Below are 21,077 nucleotides of genomic sequence, written 5' to 3'. Positions count from 1 at the left end.
TGCGTGGGAACGATCATGCGCTACTTTTTGTCGCTCACCTGAAGCTGCCCGTCCCACCCGCCGCCCAGTGCGGCAATCAATTGCACGCTGGCGATCAAGCGGCTCTGCAGCAAACTCAGCACGTTGCGTTCGTTGCTCAACGCCGTGGCTTGAACCACCACCACATCCAGATAAGCAATCACCCCGGCCTTGTACTGATTCTGGGTCAATCGCAAGGATTCTCGCGCCGCATCCAGGGCTTCCTGGCGCACCTTGGCTTCGTCTTCCAGCACCTTGAGTTGCACCAGATAGTTTTCCACTTCACGGAAGCCGTCGAGCACGGTCTGGCGGTACTTGGCGACGGTTTCGTCATAGGCCGCTTCGCTGCGATCGACTTCCGCCGAGCGCTGCCCACCGTCGAACAGGGTCATGGCCAGTTGCGGCCCGACCGACCAGAAGCGGTTCGGCACACTGATCCAGTTGTTAGAGGTGCTGCTGCTATAGCCGCCGTTCAGGCTCAGGGTCAGGTCTGGGTAGTAAGCGGCTTTGGCCACGCCGATGTTGGCGTTGGCGGCCATCACCGAGCGCTCGGCGGAGGCGATGTCCGGGCGGCGTTCCAGCAATTGCGAAGGCAGGCTCAGCGGTACCTGCGGCAATGCCGGGATGTCTTTGGTTTCAGCCAGGCTGAATTCGGCCGGCGGCAGACCAATCAGCACAGCGATGGCGTTCTCGAACTGCGCGCGCTGCCAGATCAGGTCGACCATCTCCGCCTGGGTGCTTTTAAGCTGAGTGGTGGCCTGGGCCACTGCGTCCTTGCCGGAGACACCGGCGCGGTATTGGTTTTCGGTCATGGTCAGCGAACGTTGATAGGCCTCGACCGTCGCTTCCAGCAGGCGTTTCTGTTCGTCGATCACCCGCAGTTGCAGGTAGTTCTGCAGCAGCTCCGATTGCTGGCTCAGGCGCATCGCCGCCAGATCGGCAAAACTCGCCTCGGCGTTGGCCGTGTCGGCTTCCAGGCCTCGGCGCAATTTGCCCCAGACGTCCGCTTCCCAACTGACCCCGGCCTGCGCGGTGTACGTGTCGCGAATACCGCTGGAGGAACTGCTCAGGCTCGAACTGCTGCTACCGGTGCCCTGGCTGGAACGGGTTTTCCCGACCGTCAGGTCCACCGTCGGGAAAAACGCCCCCCGGGCACTGCGCACCAAGGCCTGGGCTTGGCGGTACTGGGCTTCGGACTGGGCGACGGTCTGGTTGGCGCTGTTGAGTTTTTCGATCAGCCCATTAAGCTGCCGATCGCCATACAGCTCCCACCAGGCACCACGCGCCAGAGAGTCGCTGGGATTGGCCTGACGCCAGCCAGCCGCTTCCTTGTACTGTGCCGGCGCGGCGGCTTGCGGGCGCTGGTAATCCGGGCCGATGGCGCAGGCACTGAGCATCGCCATGCACAGCGACAGGCTCAGCAAACGCGAGCCTCGGGCCGTGATCAGCGGTGCAACCAGATTGATAAGCGAACGGTCAGTCATAGCGGAGTTTCCAGAGCAGCATCGGTACGCACCCCACGCCAACGGTTGAAACGATGGCGCAGATTGTCGAGATAGAGGTAAACCACCGGGGTGGTGTAAAGGGTCAGCACTTGGCTGAAGACCAGCCCGCCGATGATGGTCAGGCCCAGTGGCTGGCGCATTTCCGCCCCTTCGGCCCGGCTCAGCAGCAACGGCAAGGCACCGAGGATTGCCGCCAGGGTGGTCATCAGAATCGGTCGAAGCCGTTGCAGACAAGCACTGCGGATCGATTCCAGCGGCTCCAGGCCCTGGTGCCGTTCCAGTTGCAGCGCCAGGTCGATCATCAGAATCGCATTCTTCTTCACAACGCCGATCAGCAAGAACAGCCCGAGCAAGGAGATCAGGCTGAACTCGCCGCCCAGCACATAAATCGACAGCAACGCCCCGACCCCGGCGGACGGCAAGGTCGAAAGAATCGTCAGCGGGTGGATGTAGCTTTCATACAACACACCCAGCACCAGATACACCGCCACCAGCGCGCCGAGAATCATCCACGGCTGGCTCTTCTGGGTGGCGGCGAACGCATCGGTGGTACCGGCCATTTTCGCGATCACGTCTTCCGGCAGACCGACCTTGGCAATCGCCCGCTCAATGGCCGCCGAGCCCTGCTCCACCGTCACGCCTTCGGCCATGTCGAAAGCGATGCTTTCCGAAGCGAACTGGCCTTCGTGGCTGACCCGGTCGTCTTCCAGGCTGTTTTCGTAGTGAGCGATGGTCGACAGCGGAATCCGCGCACCGTCGGCAGTGATCACCTGGACTTGCTTGAGCGTGATCGGGTCCTGGGCGTATTTCGGGTTGACCTCCATCACCACCTGATACTGGTTGAGGCTGTCGTAGATCGTCGAAATCTGCCGCTGGCTGTAGGCGTTGTTCAGCACCGCGGTGACCATGTCCATGTCCACGCCCAGACGCTTGGCCTGATCGCGATCGACGATAAGGGTCACTTGCTGGGCACCACGGCCTTCGCGTGCGTCAATCGCCGTCAACTCCGGCAGCGCCTTGAGGGCGGTGACGACTTTCGGATACCACTCGCGCAACGCGCCGAGATCGCCGCTTTGCAGGATGTAGGAATATTGCGAGGTGGTCTGCTCGCGGCCGCCGCCAAATTGCAGGTCCTGATCCGCCATCAGCATCAATTGCGCACCGGGCACCTTGGGCATTTCCTTGCGCAGGCGTTCGATGACTTTCTGGGCGGACAGGTTGCGTTCCTTGATCGGCTTCAGCCGCAACAGCATGAAGGCGTTGTTGGTGCCGTTATTGCCACCGATGAACCCGGCGACGCTTTGCACCGCCTCGTCCTTGAGCACGGCGCGGCGGAAGATCTCCATCTTCGGCTGCATCACACTGAACGACAGACCGTCGTCACCGCGCACAAAACCGATCAACTGGCCGGTATCCTGCTGAGGTAAAAATGTTTTAGGAACAACGACATACAACGCGATATTCACGCCAATCGTCACGATCAGGCTGAGCAAGGTCAGTCGACGGTGACGCAGCACCCAGTCGAGGCTGCTGGCGTATTTGCCGACCATCCACTCGTTGGTCCGCTGGCTCCAGCGTTGCAGGCGGTTTTCCTGCCCCGGAGTATGCGGCTTGAGCCAGCGCGCGCAGAGCATCGGCGTCAATGTCAGCGACACCAGCAACGACACCACAATGGCCGCCGCCAAGGTGATGGAAAACTCGCGGAACAGGCTTTCGATGATCCCGCCCATGAACAGGATCGACAGAAACACCGCCACCAGCGAGACGTTCATCGACAGCAGCGTGAAGCCGACTTCCTCGGCCCCGAGGTACGCGGCCTTCATCGGTGGCACGCCCTTGTCGATGTGCCGGGAAATGTTCTCCAGCACCACGATGGCATCGTCCACCACCAGCCCGGTGGCCAGGATCAGCGCCATCAGCGACAGGTTGTTCAGGGAGAACCCGTAGAGGTACATCACCGCAAACGTGCCCACCAGCGATACCGGTACCGCCAGGGTCGGAATCAGCGAGGCACGGAAGTTACCGAGGAACAGGAACACCACCAGAATCACCAGCGCCACGGCAATCAGCAGGGTCATTTCCGCTTCGTGCAGAGTGGCCTTGATCACCGGCGAACGGTCCATCGCCAGGTTCAGTTTGACGCTGGCCGGCAACACGGCCTGCAACGCAGGCAACTGCGCCTTGATCTCGTTGACCGTCTCGATGATGTTGGCACCGGCCTGGCGGTTGATCACCAGCAACACCGCCGCGTCGTCGTTGAAGAATCCGCTGTTGTAGCGGTCCTCGACGCCGTCACTGACCTTGGCCACATCCTTCAGGCGCAGGGCCGCGCCGTCCGCGTAGTGAATGATCAGCGACTCGTAATCCTTGGCTTTTTCCAGTTGATCGTTGGCCTGAACCTGCCACAGCCGCTGGCCGTCTTCGACCGAGCCCTTGGGCCGGCGCACGTTGGCGTTGGCGATGGTGTTGCGCACGTCGTCCAGCGCCACGCCGTACTGGTTGAGCGCCTGGGGTTCGAGTTCGATGCGTACCGCCGGCAACGAACTGCCGCCGATCTGCACTTCACCGACGCCCTGCACCTGCGACAGGCTCTGGGACAAAATGGTCGAGGCCAAATCATAGAGCTGGCCTTTCTCCAGCACATCCGAGGTCAGCGACAGCACCATGATCGGCGCCTGGGACGGGTTGACCTTCTTGTAGGTGGGCATGCTGCGCATGCCGCTCGGCAGCAAATTGCGCGAGGCGTTGATCGCCGCCTGCACTTCCCGCGCCGCGCCGTTGATGTCGCGGTCGAGGTCGAACTGCAGAATCACCCGCGTCGAGCCCTGGCTGGAACGGCTGCTCATGGTGTTGACCCCGGCGATGGCGCCGAAGGAACGCTCAAGCGGCGTGGCCACGGTCGAGGCCATGACCTCAGGGCTCGCGCCGGGCAAGCTGGCCTGAACCACGATCACCGGGAAATCCATCTGCGGCAGCGGCGATACCGGCAACAGGCCGAAGCTCACGCCGCCCAGCAATATGATCGCCAGGCTCAACAACATCGTTGCGACCGGGCGCTTGATGAAAGGTCCGGACAGGTTCATGGCTGTTCTACCGGTTCCACAGACTCGGACTTACGGCCCCAGCGCCGCCCGAGGCGGTCGAAGTACAAGTAGATGACGGGCGTGGTAAACAGCGTCAGCACCTGACTCACCAGCAAGCCACCGACCATCACCAGACCCAAAGGCTGGCGCAGTTCCGCGCCGGAACCGGTGGCCAGCATCAGCGGCACCGCGCCGAACAACGCCGCCAGGGTGGTCATCAGAATCGGCCGGAAGCGCAGCAGCGCGGCCTGATAGATCGCGGTTTGCGGGTCCATGCCTTGGTTACGTTCCGCCTCGAGGGCGAAGTCGATCATCATGATCGCGTTCTTTTTCACGATACCGATCAGCAGGATGATGCCGATGATCGCGATCATCCCCAGGTCATTGCCGCTCAACAGCAACGCCAGCAAGGCGCCGACCGCCGCCGAGGGCAAGGTCGAGAGAATGGTGATCGGGTGAATGTAACTCTCGTAGAGCACGCCGAGCACGATGTACATGGTCACCACCGCCGCCAGAATCAGCAGCAAGGTGCTCGACAGCGACGCCTGGAACGCTTCGGCCGCGCCCTGGAACTGGGTCTGCACGCCAATCGGCATGCCGATGTCTTTCTGCACCTGATCGATGATCTCGACCGCATGCCCCAGTGCCACGCCGGGCGCCAGGTTGAAGGACATCATCACCGCCGGGAACTGGCCGATGTGGGTGATCGCCAGTTGCGCCTGGCGTTCCTCGACATGCGCCAGGCTGGACAGGCGCACCTGACCGCCATCAGTGGTCTTGACGTGAATCTGGTTCAGCGCATCCGGGCCGATCTTCTCGCCGGACTGCGATTGCAGCACCACGCGGTATTGGCTGGCCTGGGTGTAAATAGTGGAAATCTGCCGCTGACCAAAGGCGTCGTACAGCGCATCGGTGATGTTCGACACCGATACGCCGACCCGCGACGCCGCATCGCGGTCGATCACCAGATAAACCTGCAAGCCCTTGTCCTGCAAATCGCTGGCGACGTCGGTCAGCTCCGGCCGTTGCGCCAGCGCTTCCACCAGACGCCCGCTCCACAGGCTGAGCAACTCGGAATCCGGCGACGACATGCTGAACTGGTACTGCGTACGGCTGACCCGGTCCTCGATGGTCAGGTCCTGCACCGGCTGCATGAACAGGCGAATGCCGATCAGCTTGTCCAGCTCCGGTTGCAGGCGCGCGATCACTTCGGTGGCACTCAGGTCGCGCTTGCCGTGGGACTTGAGGTTGATCAGCAGCCGGCCGCTGTTCAGCGTCGAATTGTCGCCATCGACCCCGATGTAAGACGACAGGCTCTCAACCGCCGGATCGGCGAGGATTACCTTGGCCAGTTCCTGCTGCCGCTCGCTCATCGCCGCGAAGGAAATCGACTGCGGTGCCTCGGAAATCCCCTGGATCACCCCGGTGTCCTGCACCGGGAAGAAGCCCTTGGGCACCACCATGTACAGGAACACGGTCAACGCCAGCGTGCCGATGGCCACCATCAGGGTTAGCGGCTGGTGCTTGAGAACCCACGTTAACTTACGTCCGTAAGCCGCGATCATCCAATCAATTGCGGCGCCACTGGAGCGGTAAAACCGGCCCTGTTCTGCTTCCTTGGGCTCACGCTTGAGCAGCCGCGCGCACATCATTGGCGTCAGGGTCAGGGAGACGACAAAGGGAAATCAGGATCGCCACCGCCAGGGTGATCGCAAACTCGCGGAACAAGCGCCCCACTACGTCGGCCATGAACAACAGCGGAATCAACACCGCGATCAGCGACAGCGTCAGGGAAATCAGGGTGAAGCCAATCTGCTTCGCGCCCTTGAGCGCCGCTTGCAGCGGGCTGTCGCCCTCTTCAATAAATCGGGAAATGTTCTCCAGCATGACGATCGCATCGTCCACCACGAAACCGGTGGCGATGGTCAGCGCCATCAGGGTCAGGTTGTTGACCGAAAAGCCTGCGAGGTACATCACGCCGAAGGTGCCGATCAACGACAGCGGCACGGCCACCGAGGGAATGATCGTGGCGCTGGCCCGCCGCAGGAACAGGAATGTGACCATCACCACCAGCGCGATGGCGATCAGCAGTTCGTGTTGCACGTCGGTGACCGAGGCGCGGATGGTCTGGGTGCGGTCGGTGAGTACCGTGACGTCGAGACCGGCCGGCAGGTTGTCGGTGATGCTTGGCAGCAAGGCCTTGATCCGGTCGACCACTTCAATGACGTTGGCGCCGGGCTGGCGCTGGATGTTCAGCAGCACCGCCTGATTTTCATTGGCCCACGCTGCCAGACGTTCGTTCTCGGCACCATCGACGATCTCCGCCACGTCCTTGAGTCGCAACGGCGCGCCGTTAGCGTAGGCGAGGATCAGGTTGGCGTAGTCCTTGGGTGACGTCAGTTGGTCGTTGGCGTCGAGCATCGACACCCGGGTCGGGCCGTCAAAGTTGCCCTTGGGTTGATTGACGTTGGAGGCGCCAATCAGGGTGCGCACGTCCGACAGGTTCAGGCCATTGGCCGCCAGGGCCTCGGGATTGACCTTGATGCGCACCGCCTGACGCTGGCCGCCGGCAATGCTGACCATGCCGACGCCGCTGATTTGGGCGATTTTCTGCGCCATGCGCGTGTCGACCAAATCATTGAGTTTGGGCAACAGCATAGTCTTGGAGGTGATAGCCAGGGTCAGCACCGGGGTGTCCGCCGGGTTGACCTTGTTGTACACCGGCGGTGCCGGCAAATCCTTGGGCAGCAAATTGGTCGCGGCGTTGATCGCCGCCTGCACTTGCTGCTCGGCGACGTCCATGTTGATGTCGAGGCTGAAACGCAGGGTCAGCACCGAGGCGCCGCCAGAACTGGTGGACGCCATCTGGGTCAGGCCGGGCATCTGCCCGAACTGACGCTCCAGCGGCGCAGTCACGGCGCTGGTCATGACATCCGGGCTGGCGCCGGGATAGAGCGTCATGACGCGAATGGTCGGGTAGTCGACCTGGGGCAATGCCGACACTGGCAGCAGCCGATAAGCGATCACGCCGGCCAGAATAATCGCCAGCATGCTCAGGGTCGTGGCGACTGGGCGAAGGATAAACAGCCGCGAGATGTTCATGCGCCGCCCTTTTTCGCCTTGTCAGTGACTGTCGCCTCAGGCGCAGTGGCGGCCGACTTGCCTTGCAGGTGTTCGGTCGGGGTGGTCGGTACATCCTTGCTGTCGTTGACGACCTCCACTTCGCTGCCTTCTTTCAGGCGGTCGGTGCCTTCCAGCACCACCCGATCACCAGCGGCCAGGCCTTCGGTGATCACCGTGTTGTCACCGTCACTGGCGCCGACTTTCAACTGGCGGATGGTGACCTTCTTGTCACCGTCCATGGCATAGACGAACGTGCCGTTGGTGCCGAACTGGATCGCCGCCGAGGGCGCAAGCACCACGCCTTTGAGGGTGTCGGCCAGCAAGTGGACATTGACGAATTGATTAGGGAACAGCGCTTGATCGCGGTTCTCGTAGCGAGCCTTGAATTTCAGGGTGCCGGTGGTGACGTCGATCTGGTTGTCCAGGCTCTGCAACACGCCAGTGGCCTGCAGTTTGGTGTCACCACGATCCCAGGCTTCGGCGGGCAGTTTGGCGCCGGTGCGATAGCGGGCCAGCACGGTGTCCAGGCTGTTTTCCGGCAAGGTAAAGGCCACGCTGATCGGTTGGGTCTGGGTGATGATCACCAGCGCCGTGGTGTCGTTGGCCGCCACAAGGTTGCCGACGTCCAGCTGACGCAGGCCCACGCGCCCGGCAATCGGGGCACGAATTTTGGTGAATTCCAGGTTGAGCTTGGCGTCATTGACCGCCGCCTGATTGGTCTTGACCGTGCCCAGGTACTGGCCGACCAATGCTTCGGCAGTATCGAGGGTTTGCTTGGCGATACTGTCTTCGCGGTACAAGCCGCGATAGCGCTCGACATCGACCTGAGCATTCTTCAGTTGTGCCTGATTCTGCAGCAAGGTGCCTTCGGCCTGGAGCAAGGCGTTCTGGTAAGGGCGCGGATCGATCTCGGCCAGCAGGTCGCCCGCCTTGACCATTTGCCCTTCTTCGAACGAAATTTTGATCAATTCACCGCCAACCCGGCTGCGTACATTGATGGTGTTCAGCGCGGTCACGGTGCCCAGCGCCTTGTAATACAGCGGGAAATCGCCTTTGACCGCTGGCGCCACGCGCACCGGCACCGGCCCGCTCGCCCCGCCGAACCCCGGACGCATCCCCCCCGACCGGCCTGTATGCCCGGCAACGGCTTTCTGCCCTGCGCCCTCCTTCGGGCTGCTACCTGCGGGCCAGAATTTCCAGCACAGGCCAGCGATGACCAACAGGACAAGCAGGCCGAACAGCCAGCGACGAGGATTGCGGGAAGCGGAGGATTGCATGGAATGATCAACCATTGGGCGCGTGAGCTTCTTTCTACAGGAGGCTGAACGATAAGCACTGACGGGTATTAAGCAAAGCGCCTTTACCGGCAATTTACCTTTGGCTTACGTAACAGAAGATTTATCTAAGACACTGAAGCACAAATGAAAACGGCCTGGACAGGGCCAGGCCGTTAACAATTGTAAACTTCGCTTACTTCAGAACGGCAAGTGCTGCGTCGTAGTTCGGCTCTTCAGCGATTTCCTTGACCAGTTCGCTGTGCAGGACCTTGTCGTTTTCGTCCAGCACCACGACGGCACGGGCGGTCAGGCCTTTGAGCGGGCCATCGGCAATCGCCACGCCGTAGTTCTCGATGAACTCGGCACCGCGCAGGGTCGACAGGTTCTGGACGTTTTCCAGGCCTTCGGCGCCGCAGAAACGAGCTTGGGCGAACGGCAGGTCAGCGGAGATGCACAGCACTACGGTGTTGGCGATGTCATTGGCCTGGGCGTTGAACTTGCGCACGGAGGTAGCGCAGGTCGGGGTGTCGATGCTTGGGAAGATGTTCAACACTTTGCGCTTGCCGGCGAAGCTCGCCAGGGTCACGTCGGACAGATTGCCGGCAACCAGGGAAAAGGCTGGCGCCTGGGAACCGGCTTGTGGCAACTGGCCGTTGACTTGAACCGGGTTGCCTTTAAGAGTGACTTGAGCCATGAACGGAGTCCTTCTGAACGTTGATGTAGAGAATTTTGACGAGGCCGAAGTTAACCACGAAATGGTCTGGCGACCTATGCCCAGATACAAATTGTGATATGTCGTCGCACAAAACTGGATACACGCGTTTCAACAAAACTTACTAACACTGCATAAGCTTGTGGGAGCGAGGCGATTTTCCATTGGCCGCGTTGTCGATTTGGCCCGTCGCTATTCGACTAGACAGCGAGTCACTCAAATCCAGCGGAGACAAGACCATGCGATTCATGATCATTGTGAAAGCCAGCCCGGATTCCGAGGCCGGTGTGATGCCCAGCGAAGAACTGATGACCGCGATGGGCAATTTTAACGAGGAACTGGCCAAGGCCGGCATTCTTATCGATTGCGACGGCCTGCAGCCCAGCAGCAAAGGCGCCCGCGTACGTTTTTCGGGTGACCAGCGCACGGTGATCGACGGCCCGTTCGCCGCAACCAAGGAGCTGATCGCCGGCTATTGGATATGGCAGGTGAAGTCGAAAGAGGAAGCGATCGAGTGGGTCAAGCGCTGCCCCAATCCGATGCCGGGGACGGAGGCCGAGATCGAGATTCGCCAGGTGTACGAGGCCGAAGACTTCGGTGCCGAGTTCACACCGCAATTGCGCGAGCAGGAAGAGCGAGTGCGTGCGCAGGCGAAGAAGCACTGAAACTCACTTGATACGCCTGAAGGACCGCTTTTCGCGAGCAGGCTCGCACCCACATTTGATCTCTGGTGTTCGCAAATAGTGTGCTCACAGCAGATCCAGTGTGGGAGCGAGCCTGCTCGCGATATAGGCCCTCAGCCCCGCCGCACTATTTGGACTTGAGCTTCAGATACGACTGATGCAGGTCCGACGCCCAGCCATCGATCACGTTTTTCACGTCATTGGGCTTCATCACCTGATCTGAGTTTTCCAGCGGTTTGCCGGTGCCCTTGCGCACGACCTGGGCGACGGCTTTGTTGCTGCCGCCATCGAGAAACACCGCTTCGGTGGCCAGATCGGTTTCCTGGTCGCGAATGCCGGTGGCCGTGCTGACGGCCGCTGCCACTAGGGCGATCGGGATGACTTCATAAGGCTTGAGACCTTGGGTCTTGCTGCTGACGGCGGTGATCGCCGCACGCACCACCATAACGCCAGGGCCGGGGCCGGAGGCCAGTGGCAGGGATCTGCCTATTTCGCGTTTAAGTGCTTGATCGTAGTAGCTGGTGATGCCGTTCAGTGTGGTCTGAGGGATTTTCACCGTCGGTTCCGGCTTCGGATAGAGCTGAGTCGGTTCGACGTAGACACTGGTGAATTTGTTGATATCGAGCTTGGGGTCCATCCAGCGCATCACCACGGCGCCCGATGGCGACTTGGCTTCCTTCAGCTGACTGTAGTCCTTGAGAAAACCGGAGTACTGGTCTGGCTCGACGACTTTGCTGGAGCACCCCACCACCCCGATAGAGGCGATGCACAGTGTGCTCATCATTAACGCAAGCTTCATGCTGTAACTCCTGTCAGAAGGCCGGGCAACAATATTGCATATGGGAATTACAGGTATAGCCAATACTCGGCGTTTTGTTATCAAAACACACAATATTCATCTATTGCTGCAGCACATCGTTGATATCAAAGACCTCTTCGCGGGCAAGCCTCGCTCCCACAGGATTTTCGTCGCTCAAAACTCTTGACTTACCAGCATTGGGACAGGCCTCCTCGCCACAGGCTTCAGCGCCGTCTGAACAACGGCCGCGGCTCAATCACCGAGCGCCCATAAAGCACGCTCATCCCCGCCAATCCCTTCAGCGCATCTTCGGCGGATTTGTCTTCGCGCACGGCAAAGCTGTCGAAACCGCATTGGCGCATGTGGCTGAGTTGATCGCGTAGCACATCGCCAATCGCGCGCAATTCGCCTTGCCAACCGAAACGCGTACGCAACAAATAGGCTTGGCTGTAGGCGCGTCCGTCGCGAAAACTCGGGAAGTCCAGGGCAATCAGCGGCAGGTCGGGAAACCATGGGGCCAGGTTTATCACTTCGTCGTTGGGCCCCAGCCAGACACCTTCGAGCGCTGATGTCCTATCGGCATTCAGGGCCAGCCACTGGGGTAACGGCAGTATCAGCGGTCCAGCCGGCAATTCATCCGTTACGTCACGAATCAACTGCCACGGATCATCGCGCACCCACTCGGCGCCGCTGTCTTGCAAACGAATGAGATTGTTCATGCCGACACCTCCAGCATTTTCGGGTACACCCGCTCCTTGAACGGCTCCAGACCGATGCGCGCAAAGGTATCGACGAACAACTCCTCGCTCTCCCGATAGCGAACGAATGTACCGATGATCCGCTCGATCACCGCAGGCACTTCGGCGGCGCTGAAGGACGGGCCGATGACTTTGCCCAACGCGCTGTTCTTGCCCTGGGCGCCGCCGAGGGTGATTTGGTACCACTCACTGCCGTTCTTATCGACGCCAAGAATGCCGATGTTGCCGATATGGTGGTGACCGCAGGCGTTCATGCAGCCAGAAATGTTCAAGCTGATGTCGCCCAGGTCATGCAGGTAATCCAGGTCCTCGAAGCGCGCCTGAATCGCTTGCGCGATGGGGATTGATTTGGCGTTGGCCAGCGCGCAAAAGTCGCCGCCGGGGCAAGCGATGATGTCGGTCAGCAAGCCGATGTTGGCGCATCCCAGGCCTTGCTCGCAGGTCACGCACCACAGCGGGTAAAGGTCAGCCTTAGGCACATCCGGCAGGACGATGTTCTGTTCATGGGCGATGCGGATTTCGCCAAAACCAAACTGCTCGGACCACTGGGCCACCGCTTCCATTTGCTCGGCGGTGACATCCCCCGGCGGCGCGGCGATGCCCGGTTTGGTCGACAGCACCACGCTGGCGTAACCCGCCACCTTGTGCGGCTGAACGTTGCGCGCCACCCAACGGGCGAACGCCGGGTTCTCGGCCAGGCGTGTGCCGAAGTCCAGGTCGGTGCCGGCCAGTGAACGGTAATCGGGCGGCACGAAGGCACTGGCGACACGCTCATACTCGACGTCGGTCAACTGCGCCGGACCGTCCTTGATGTGCTGCCACTCCTCCTCCACTTCTTTGGCAAAGGCTTCGATACCCAAGGCCTTGACCAGAATCTTGATCCGCGCCTTGTACTTGTTATCGCGCCGCCCGTGACGGTTATAGACCCGCAACACCGCCTCGACATAGGACAGCAGGTGCTGCCACGGCAAGCCTTCGCGAATCTGCAAACCGAGGATCGGCGTGCGACCTAACCCGCCGCCAACAATCACCCGCAAGAGCATTTGTCCGCTGTCATCGCGATAAAGATAAAGGCCGATGTCATGCATCATGATCGCCGCGCGGTCCTGCTTCGCCGAGCAGATGGCGATCTTGAACTTGCGCGGCAGGAACAGGAATTCCGGGTTGATGGTCGACCATTGCCGCAGGATCTCTGCCAGTGGGCGCGGGTCCATCAACTCGTCCGCCGCGACGCCGGCGAAGGCTTCGGTGGTGATGTTGCGCACGCAGTTACCGGAGGTCTGGATCGCATGCATTTCTACTTGGGCCAGGCGTTCGAGGATGTCCGGCACCTGAGCCAGCTCGATCCAGTTGAACTGCATGTTCTGCCGGGTGGTGAAGTGGCCGTAACCACGATCGTAGTCCCGCGCAATGCTCGCCAGCATGCGCATTTGCTTCGCGCTCAGCGTGCCGTAAGGAATCGCCACGCGCAGCATGTAGGCATGCTTTTGCATGTACAGGCCATTCTGCAAACGCAGGGGCAGGAACTCTTCTTCGCTCAAATCGCCTGCCATGAAACGTTCGACCTGATCGCGAAACTGCGCAACACGCTCGAACACCAGGGCACGGTCATAGTTGTCGTACTGATACATGTGGCTGCCACCTCATCAGGATTATCGGGCTCTGTGGCTAATGCCAGTCAGTCAGGTGCAGAACCTGTGGGAGCGGGCTTGCTCGCGAAGAGGCCGTCACATTCAACATTACCGGGTGACTGACACTCCGTCTTCGCGAGCAAGCCCGCTCCCACAAGGATTGCGGTGTTCAATTCCTTAACTGGTCGGCATCAGGCTCTGCGGCTCGTTCTTGAGGTGGCGACTATGCACCGGCAGCGCAGCACGTTACAGATTCAGCTACACACTAAAAAACCGTATCAGAGCGCAGCCTATGGCCTCAGGCCCGCATCCCATCTGATCCGCACAAACTCGGTTTTTCTGAGTCTGTTTTGTTTGCGGCAGGGTTTCTACAGTTCATGGCATGCCAGACCGGGTGGCCTGGCAAGTCTTTGCAACCGTGGAAGAACTGACCATGAGCACAGCAACAATCGGACAGGCCTATAACTACAAGGTCGTTCGCCAATTCGTCGTGGCAACCATCGTCTGGGGTGTCGTCGGGATGGCGATGGGGGTATGGATCGCCTCGCAACTGGTGTGGCCCGAGATGAACCTCGACCTGCCGTGGACCACCTTCGGCCGCTTGCGCCCGCTGCACACCAGCCTGGTGATTTTCGGCTTTGCCGGCAGCGCGCAATTCGCCGCCAGTTACTACGCGGTGCAACGCACCTGCCAGGTTCGGCTGTACTCCGACAAGCTCGCCGCCTTCACCTTCTGGGGCTGGCAATCGGTAATCGTGGTGATGCTGATTACCCTGCCGCTGGGCTACACCACCACCAAGGAATATGCCGAGATCGAATTCTCCGGTGCGGTGTGGATGACGGTGGTCTGGGTCGCTTACGCCATCGTGTTCTTCACCACCGTGGTGCAACGCAAGACCAAGCACATCTACGTCGGCAACTGGTTTTTCGGCGCGTTCATCGTGGTGATCGCCATGCTGCACGTGGTCAATCACCTGTCGATTCCGGTGGACTGGTTCAAGTCGTATCCGGTGTATTCCGGAGCCACCGACGCCATGGTCCAGTGGTGGTACGGGCACAACGCCGTGGGGTTTTTCCTGACCACCGGCTTCCTCGGGATGATGTATTACTTCGTGCCGAAACAGGTCAATCGGCCGGTGTATTCCTATCGCTTGTCCATCGTGCATTTCTGGGCGCTGATCACCCTGTACATCTGGGCCGGCCCGCACCACCTGCACTACACCGCACTGCCAGACTGGGCGCAGTCGCTGGGCATGGCGATGTCGCTGATTCTGCTGGCGCCGAGCTGGGGCGGGATGATCAATGGGATGATGACGTTGTCGGGGGCCTGGCATAAGTTGCGCACCGACCCGATCCTGCGCTTTCTGGTGCTGTCATTGGCCTTCTACGGCATGTCGACGTTTGAAGGGCCGATGATGGCGATCAAGACGGTCAACGCCCTCTCCCACTATACCGACTGGACCATCGGCCACGTTCACGCCGGGGCCCTCGGTTGGGTGGCGATGATCACGTTTGGTGCCATCTACCACATGGTCCCGAAAGTCTTCGGTCGCCCGCAGATGCACAGCATCGGCCTGATCAACACACACTTCTGGCTAGCGACCATCGGCACCGTACTCTACATCGCCTCGATGTGGGTCAACGGCATCACCCAGGGGTTAATGTGGCGCGCGATCAACGACGACGGCACGCTGACCTACTCCTTCGTCGAAGCCTTGCAAGCCAGTCATCCGGGGTTCGTGGTGCGCTTTGTCGGCGGGGTGTTCTTCCTCAGCGGCATGTTGCTGATGGCCTACAACACCTGGCGCACGGTGCGTGTAGCGGACGTGAAAATGGCCGAACTTGAAGCGCAAATTGCCTGAGGCAAGGAGCCGGACATGATCGAGATGGGGTTGAATCTATTGGGTGTTTTGGGGCTTTGGTTGGCGGTTGAGTACTGCCTGAAACACCAGACGGCCGAGAGCCTGGACGATGCCAGCCTGATTCCGTTTGCCGATGACCCCGAAGTGGCGCGGCGGGTGGAGTTGGCGACGGGCAAGACCGTGAAAGCAGTAGCGCCGGAAGAAGTGAAGCCGGGTTGGGGCAACCTCGAAATCTGATACACCCCACCTACTGAGGGAGCTGCAGTGAATCCATCTGTTGCGAACGCCGCAGATCAATGTGGGAGCGGGCTTGCTCGCGAAGAGGCCATAACATTCAGCATCAATGTTGAATGTTAGTCCGCCTTCGCGAGCAAGCCCGCTCCCACAGTGGTTATGTGTTCGTCACAAATAACACGCTTCAGCCGCGCTCGCGGGGAATCAGGCTCTGCAGCTGCTGCGCCAAAAAGTTCGCATCGAAGGCAAAAGTGTCCGGGTCTTTCAAGCCATTGGTCTTGCGCCACTGCCAACTGCTGGAGGGCGGCAGGCACACCAGCGAAATGCTGCCATAACGCGCGGCGGTCAAGCCCATTACTGCGAGGGAAATCTGCCCACCTACGCCCATCACGTCGGGCACAAACTCCACCGGTTTTCCGGCGATGACGATGCTCAGCTTCTCGGTCTTGAACGTCGACGTCTCCGCTGGAACGCTCGGCCCGGACGCGACATACGCCTCGCGGCTCACTTCCAACAGATTCGGCGTCAGGACCGGCGCCAGCCACTGCTGGATCTGATCGAACAACTCACCAATGCGCGTCGCCCACACGGCCGATTGCGACTCAAACAGTTGCTTCTTGTGCGCTTCGCTATCTGCATAGTGGCGAAGCATCTCGCCCAGTTGCTGTACGTCGTCCATTGCGGTGTTCCTTTGGTTGAAGCGGTGCTGCGGAAGTCGATCATGGCAGATGCCGACCGCTCGCGTATGGCAAAGGTGCGAACGGCTACACAGCCGCGGCAGATCAACGCGACGAACGGTCGTGTTTTTCCTGCTTTTCAGGGCTCCACCTGTCAGATCTGTCAGTTGCGGGGCATGACGACCCGGGTATTAGATAAACCTGTCCGCAAAGCCCACATCACGATCAAGGAACGCGAGCCATGACCAGCAAGGAAGACGTCGGGGTTTTAAAAATTGATAAGGTCATCATCCCCGGGTTGACGGTTCCGGTCATCCATCCTGACCCGGACGTTACGGGAGGCCTGGCACTTTCTCTCATTGTCAACTCGGTGGTGAAAGTGCTGGTCGATCCCTGGCTCTCTCAGGCCGCTTTCGACGTTGCAGCGCTCTGGATCAATAATGAGCCCGCAGCGGTGGCCACCAAAACCATCAATCCGGGTGAGGAAAACCAGCGGTTCACGATGGATCTGCCGGCTGCGTATCTGCAGAACGGCATCAACCGGATTCGCTTGAGAGTCACACGTGTCAGTCAAGAACCCGAGACCTCTGAAGATCTTGTGGTGCTTTATCACACACCTCGCCCGGGGGGCGAAGTAGTGGGCTCCGGGGACAACCCCAATCTCCTGATGACGCTTCCCGCGGATGTCATTGCCAACGGACTGAATGCCGATCGCGTCGTGCAAGGGGTAGATGTCACGCTGCGCTTGGTCTACATGCGCGTACACGACAAATTGACCCTGGATTGTGATGGACATACGGTTTTTCACACCGTAACCGCCGCCCAGGCCGCAGCCGGCATCGTCATTCTGAAGCTGTTCGCCGATGCGTTCCCGAAGGACAATGCCAATTTCGCTATGCGTTTCAGAGTTGTCGATCAAATCGGCAACTCATCTGGCCCGCTAGCGATCTGGTCGAAAACCACCTACATCAATGTTCATATCAGAACACCCGTCCTTGATCTGAAGGCGCCAACAGTGCAGGAAGCCAGGGAACTCGGCGGAACCCGATTGAACTTTGTACAGGACTTCTACGAGGCCCAGTTCGCCACGGTCCTGGTTACTTACACCGGCTCCGCCCGAGGGCAAACTGTCAAAGTCTATTGGATCGGGCGCAATTCGACTTATGGCAGCGAGATTCAAACCGTCGACTATGCAGGACAGGTACTGAGATTTCTGGTCCCCAGGCTGGAAGTGGTTGATTGCATCGGTAGCGGTGCGCAGATCAGTTACACCGTGAGGCTGCCAGATACCACCGAAGATCTACCGTCAAAAGACCTGGACATCACGGTCACCGCGCAAAAACACCTGTTACGGGAACCGACGCTTAATGCGGATAAAACCAACCTCAGGATTTACTACCCCGCACTCGAAGACGATTACAAAGCGCGCATTTCGTTGACTGTCGGCGGTACGCGTTATGACGGCGACGAAATCCAAATCCCACAAGTCGCGCCGTACTTCAACATCGCGGTCACCCCAAGCTGGGTGAGCCTGAACAAAGGGAAATTGGGCCTCTTCAATTTCACCCTGAAAAGGACAGGCACGACAGAGCCGATCATTTTTTCCTGGTACCTGAGGGTGATCCTGTAACGGTCGGGCCGTACCCGTCACCAGCGCCCCCTACATCCAAAATGCCTCAATGGCATAACGTCCAATGACGAGGGATCTGTCATGCAAAAAATAATAGGTGTTCTGTTAATCGCGTTAATGGTGGGTTGCACTCAGGTCGATATAAAACCACCGAGCGAAAGTGAAGTAGGGACGCTTAATAATGTCCAGACCCTGAATGGCCCTGCCATCGCCACCCAGCTAAACACGCTGTACAGCCGCAAATTTCCCAACTGCAACAAGTCAGACTCACAGCCCGCGTTCCTGTGCTCGGGCGTGACCCTCAGGGTCACGGTAAAAGACCCCAACAACATCTATAAAGTTTGGGACCCCAGCCCTGCCTCAATCAAAAATGGCGGAGTGGCATTCTCCTATCTACGGGCGGATTCCAATTTTGGCCGACTCGCCTGGGGTCATGGTAACGGTTATATCCTGTATCCGATCTTCGAAGCACCGACAGACAAGTATGACCTGGACTACCTATGTTCCTATCCCTACGACGCATGGACCTGGACCCGTAATGCCAATGCCGTCTGCGTCGCCCACCCCACTTATCCGGCTCAAAGTCAGATCTGCCATAACGCTGGGGTAACCAGTGCAGAACAATGGCTCACCGTCTGGAAGACTCCTGGAGGAAACCCCAACCAGCGCCAATGCGGGTTCGACGTATCGGATGACCGCAACACATTAGCAGGCCCGGCCTTCTATCAATCCATACGCGCCAGAGGCCTTGCGGGGGTGACGGGGTACAACGAACATAACGAAATTCTGATCAAGACCTGGAGTTTTCGCGACCCCAACAAGTTCCCGATCATGGCGTTTTTCTATATTTACGGTGGTACCAACGCCGGCCTTGCCGAAGCTCGATACAACCAACAGGACTTCTATAACTCGACCAACCCGAGAATCGTTGTACCGATTGTGCGGCTAACGCCGGCCGCTAGTGCCGATGGAAACTCCAGTTTTTCCTACGCCCCGGCGGATCAGGTGGTGACTCAATGAACACCCTACTGTCGCGCACGCTCGGCAACGCTCCGCGCATTCTCTTTCATTCGCTAATGGGCGTGGGTTTGATGTTGAGTATCAACTCGCCCCTTTATGCGCAAACAGCAAAAGATGCTCCTGACAGCTACATCCTCACTGTGGAGCGCTGTGTGAAATACATCGAAAGTGCGCAATGGGTTTATCGGGACTATCGGTGGTCGTTCTCTATTACGCCCACGACTTGTGCGCGACGGACACTACCGGAAGGGACCCAGGCTGTGGGATGAGCTCACCCGTGACTATTCCAATAGCCGCTACTGGAAAAATACTCATGGGATGCGCCATCAACTGATCTGTCATTTGGCGATTGCACGAGATAAACCACAGTGGAACCTGGAACCGTGGCGACCTGATGTGGGGTATGCAAAAACCTTGGAGGCTGGCTGCAATCATGTCGTCCCCTTGCCTGAAAAGGCACCATGACACTTCACCAAAACATGAGCATTACAGTTGATTTATCGCTGGTGCTCGCCAATGAACAAATGGAAACTCCCTTCAGGCCTGGCCTCTCAACACAGGCCATAGCCTGAGGAAATCCAATGCGCACCATCGGCCTTATCGGCGGCATGAGCTGGGAGTCCAGCGCCGAGTATTACCGACTCATCAACCAGCAGGTACGTGATCGCCTCGGGCCGTTGCGCTCGGCAAAACTGTTGATGTACAGCGTCGACTTCGGCCCTGTCGAACAGGCCCAGCATGCCGGGCGCTGGGACGATGCAGCGGTGATTCTGGTGGATGCGGCCCAGCGTCTGGAAGCGGGCGGCGCCGAGTGCGTGGTGCTGTGTACCAACACAATGCACAAGGTGGCCGGGCAGATTCAGGCCTCCATCGATATTCCGTTCCTGCACATTGCCGATCCGGCCGGCCAAGCGGCACTGGACGCCAGCGCGCTGCGAGTGGGTTTGCTGGGCACCGCGTTCACCATGGAGCAAGACTTTCTCAAGGAGCGTCTGACGGCCAAAGGCCTGACGGTGCTAGTGCCGGAGGCCGAGGAGCGCCAGGCCGTGCACCGGATCATCTATGACGAGTTGTGCGTCGGGGTGATCAGCGAAGCCTCACGCCAGGTCTATCAACGGGTGATCGAATCGCTGACCGAACGCGGCGCCCAGGCGATTATTCTCGGCTGTACCGAAATCGGCCTGCTGATCAAACCCGAGCACAGCGCCCTGCCCTTGCTCGACACCACCGAACTGCATGCGCAGGCGGCGGTGGCGTTCGCGTTGGGCGACTGACTCGCGCAGAACCTGTAGGAGCGAGCCTTGCCCGCGAAGAATGCACCGCGGTTTTTCAGGTATTACGCGTCATCGTTCTTCGCGGGCAAGTCGGATCGCCGCACCGCTCGCTCCTACAGGACTTTCGTCGCTCAAATTTCTTCACTTACTAGCGCGACGCAGGCGCGCCATGCTCAGGGTATCGACCAGCCGACCGTCACGCACGGCGTAATCGCGAAACAGGCCTTCGGTCTCGAAACCGAATTTCTGGTACAGGCCGATGGCCGCTTCGTTGTCGGCGTACACCGTTAGTTCGACCCGTTGCAGGTTCATCCAGTTGTCGGCGACGTCCAGCGCTGCTGCCAGCAGTTTCGAGCCGATGCCCTTGCCCTGCCAAGCCACGGCCACACACATGCCGAGGCTGCCGGCGTGGCTGCGGCGGATCCGCGAAAACTGCTCAAGGCCAATGTTGCCGATGACCGATCCCTGGTGCAGCGCCACCAGTTTCACCGCCCGCTCGTTGTCCGCCATCAGGCGTTGGCGCCAGACTTCGGTGGACTGAAACGGCATTTGCAGCACCTGCCGGGCCACGGCCGGATCGTTGTAGAGCGCGGTGACGCCCTCGATGTGCTGCTCGCTGAAGCGTTCGAGGTGAATGGCGGGGTCGTGGTCGGGCATGGCGGTGTTCGTCCTTGATCGGTGTGTGGCCGACCACTCTAAACCGCGATCCCCATGAGTGGCGAGATCAAAATGTGGGAGCGGGCTTGCTCGCGAATGCGGTGTGTCATTCAACATCCATGTCAACTGAATAAC

18 protein-coding genes and 1 pseudogene are annotated in these 21,077 nt (G+C 59.6%); 9 read left to right on the top strand and 10 right to left on the bottom strand.

Going from position 1 to position 21,077, the window contains the following annotated elements:
• Nucleotides 1-20: 20 nt before the first annotated feature.
• From AB7M29_RS17290 to tpx, 5 genes and pseudogenes are all read right to left on the bottom strand, one after another.
• Nucleotides 21-1,502 (bottom strand): efflux transporter outer membrane subunit, encoded by a 1,482-nt coding sequence (locus AB7M29_RS17290; protein WP_217854752.1) that lies wholly within the window; start codon nt 1,500-1,502, stop codon nt 21-23.
• A complete protein-coding gene (locus AB7M29_RS17285) occupies nt 1,499-4,606 on the bottom strand; it encodes an efflux RND transporter permease subunit (RefSeq protein ID WP_454247377.1) in 3,108 nt (1,035 codons plus the stop codon). The genes AB7M29_RS17290 and AB7M29_RS17285 overlap by 4 nt, the downstream gene beginning before the upstream one ends.
• Nucleotides 4,603-7,708 (bottom strand): annotated as a pseudogene (locus tag AB7M29_RS17280) (MdtB/MuxB family multidrug efflux RND transporter permease subunit). Before AB7M29_RS17280 ends, AB7M29_RS17285 begins: the two are co-directional and overlap by 4 nt.
• The gene (locus AB7M29_RS17275) at nt 7,705-9,021 is read right to left on the bottom strand and encodes an MdtA/MuxA family multidrug efflux RND transporter periplasmic adaptor subunit (RefSeq protein WP_052963444.1); all 1,317 of its coding nucleotides are present in this window, start codon (nt 9,019-9,021) and stop codon (nt 7,705-7,707) included. Before AB7M29_RS17275 ends, AB7M29_RS17280 begins: the two are co-directional and overlap by 4 nt.
• A gap of 178 nt (nt 9,022-9,199) precedes the next feature.
• Nucleotides 9,200-9,700 (bottom strand): thiol peroxidase, encoded by a 501-nt coding sequence (gene tpx / locus AB7M29_RS17270; RefSeq protein ID WP_048397645.1) that lies wholly within the window; start codon nt 9,698-9,700, stop codon nt 9,200-9,202.
• A gap of 257 nt (nt 9,701-9,957) precedes the next feature.
• Here tpx and AB7M29_RS17265 point away from each other — a divergent pair, with 257 nt between their 5' ends.
• Nucleotides 9,958-10,383: a YciI family protein gene (locus AB7M29_RS17265; RefSeq protein ID WP_217854749.1), complete on the top strand. Its 426-nt coding sequence runs from the start codon at nt 9,958-9,960 to the stop codon at nt 10,381-10,383.
• Between the two features lie 145 nt (nt 10,384-10,528).
• Here the strand turns inward: AB7M29_RS17265 and AB7M29_RS17260 are convergent, their stop codons facing one another.
• The 3 genes from AB7M29_RS17260 to AB7M29_RS17250 all read right to left on the bottom strand — a co-directional run bounded on the left by AB7M29_RS17260 (nt 10,529) and on the right by AB7M29_RS17250 (nt 13,589).
• Nucleotides 10,529-11,200: a DUF3313 domain-containing protein gene (locus AB7M29_RS17260; protein WP_454247376.1), complete on the bottom strand. Its 672-nt coding sequence runs from the start codon at nt 11,198-11,200 to the stop codon at nt 10,529-10,531.
• A gap of 224 nt (nt 11,201-11,424) precedes the next feature.
• Nucleotides 11,425-11,919 carry a DUF934 domain-containing protein gene (locus tag AB7M29_RS17255; RefSeq protein ID WP_217854747.1) on the bottom strand — a complete coding sequence of 165 codons (495 nt, stop codon included), beginning with the start codon at nt 11,917-11,919 and terminating at the stop codon, nt 11,425-11,427.
• Nucleotides 11,916-13,589, bottom strand: a complete 1,674-nt coding sequence (locus AB7M29_RS17250; RefSeq protein ID WP_454247375.1) for a nitrite/sulfite reductase — start codon at nt 13,587-13,589, stop codon at nt 11,916-11,918. Before AB7M29_RS17250 ends, AB7M29_RS17255 begins: the two co-directional genes overlap by 4 nt.
• Before the next feature lie 433 nt (nt 13,590-14,022).
• Between AB7M29_RS17250 and ccoN the strand changes: the two genes are divergently transcribed.
• Nucleotides 14,023-15,450 carry a cytochrome-c oxidase, cbb3-type subunit I gene (gene ccoN, locus AB7M29_RS17245; protein ID WP_454247374.1) on the top strand — a complete coding sequence of 476 codons (1,428 nt, stop codon included), beginning with the start codon at nt 14,023-14,025 and terminating at the stop codon, nt 15,448-15,450.
• 15 nt (nt 15,451-15,465) lie between these two features.
• Nucleotides 15,466-15,687, top strand: a complete 222-nt coding sequence (locus AB7M29_RS17240; protein ID WP_052963449.1) for a hypothetical protein — start codon at nt 15,466-15,468, stop codon at nt 15,685-15,687.
• A gap of 181 nt (nt 15,688-15,868) precedes the next feature.
• Here the strand turns inward: AB7M29_RS17240 and AB7M29_RS17235 are convergent, their stop codons facing one another.
• Nucleotides 15,869-16,363, bottom strand: a complete 495-nt coding sequence (locus AB7M29_RS17235) for a hypothetical protein (protein ID WP_217854744.1) — start codon at nt 16,361-16,363, stop codon at nt 15,869-15,871.
• Between the two features lie 42 nt (nt 16,364-16,405).
• Here AB7M29_RS17235 and AB7M29_RS17230 point away from each other — a divergent pair, with 42 nt between their 5' ends.
• From AB7M29_RS17230 to AB7M29_RS17205, 6 genes are all read left to right on the top strand, one after another.
• Complete coding sequence (locus AB7M29_RS17230; protein WP_454247373.1) at nt 16,406-16,606, top strand: hypothetical protein; 201 nt, start codon at nt 16,406-16,408, stop codon at nt 16,604-16,606.
• Nucleotides 16,603-17,991: a hypothetical protein gene (locus AB7M29_RS17225; RefSeq protein ID WP_454247372.1), complete on the top strand. Its 1,389-nt coding sequence runs from the start codon at nt 16,603-16,605 to the stop codon at nt 17,989-17,991. The genes AB7M29_RS17230 and AB7M29_RS17225 overlap by 4 nt, the downstream gene beginning before the upstream one ends.
• 81 nt (nt 17,992-18,072) lie before the next feature.
• Complete coding sequence (locus tag AB7M29_RS17220; RefSeq protein ID WP_454247371.1) at nt 18,073-19,011, top strand: halovibrin HvnC; 939 nt, start codon at nt 18,073-18,075, stop codon at nt 19,009-19,011.
• Complete coding sequence (locus tag AB7M29_RS17215; RefSeq protein ID WP_454248769.1) at nt 19,008-19,280, top strand: hypothetical protein; 273 nt, start codon at nt 19,008-19,010, stop codon at nt 19,278-19,280. The genes AB7M29_RS17220 and AB7M29_RS17215 overlap by 4 nt, the downstream gene beginning before the upstream one ends.
• A complete protein-coding gene (locus AB7M29_RS17210; RefSeq protein ID WP_367616714.1) occupies nt 19,180-19,476 on the top strand; it encodes a DUF2599 domain-containing protein in 297 nt (98 codons plus the stop codon). Before AB7M29_RS17215 ends, AB7M29_RS17210 begins: the two co-directional genes overlap by 101 nt.
• Before the next feature lie 116 nt (nt 19,477-19,592).
• Complete coding sequence (locus tag AB7M29_RS17205) at nt 19,593-20,285, top strand: aspartate/glutamate racemase family protein (RefSeq protein ID WP_217854740.1); 693 nt, start codon at nt 19,593-19,595, stop codon at nt 20,283-20,285.
• 141 nt (nt 20,286-20,426) lie between these two features.
• Here the strand turns inward: AB7M29_RS17205 and AB7M29_RS17200 are convergent, their stop codons facing one another.
• Nucleotides 20,427-20,942 carry a GNAT family N-acetyltransferase gene (locus AB7M29_RS17200; RefSeq protein ID WP_454247370.1) on the bottom strand — a complete coding sequence of 172 codons (516 nt, stop codon included), beginning with the start codon at nt 20,940-20,942 and terminating at the stop codon, nt 20,427-20,429.
• Between the last annotated feature and the right edge of the window lie 135 nt (nt 20,943-21,077).

Source organism: Pseudomonas sp. F-14 TE3623 (assembly GCF_053629015.1).
Note: the sequence above shows the minus strand (reverse complement) of the source record. Positions and strands in the feature narration are given on the sequence as shown.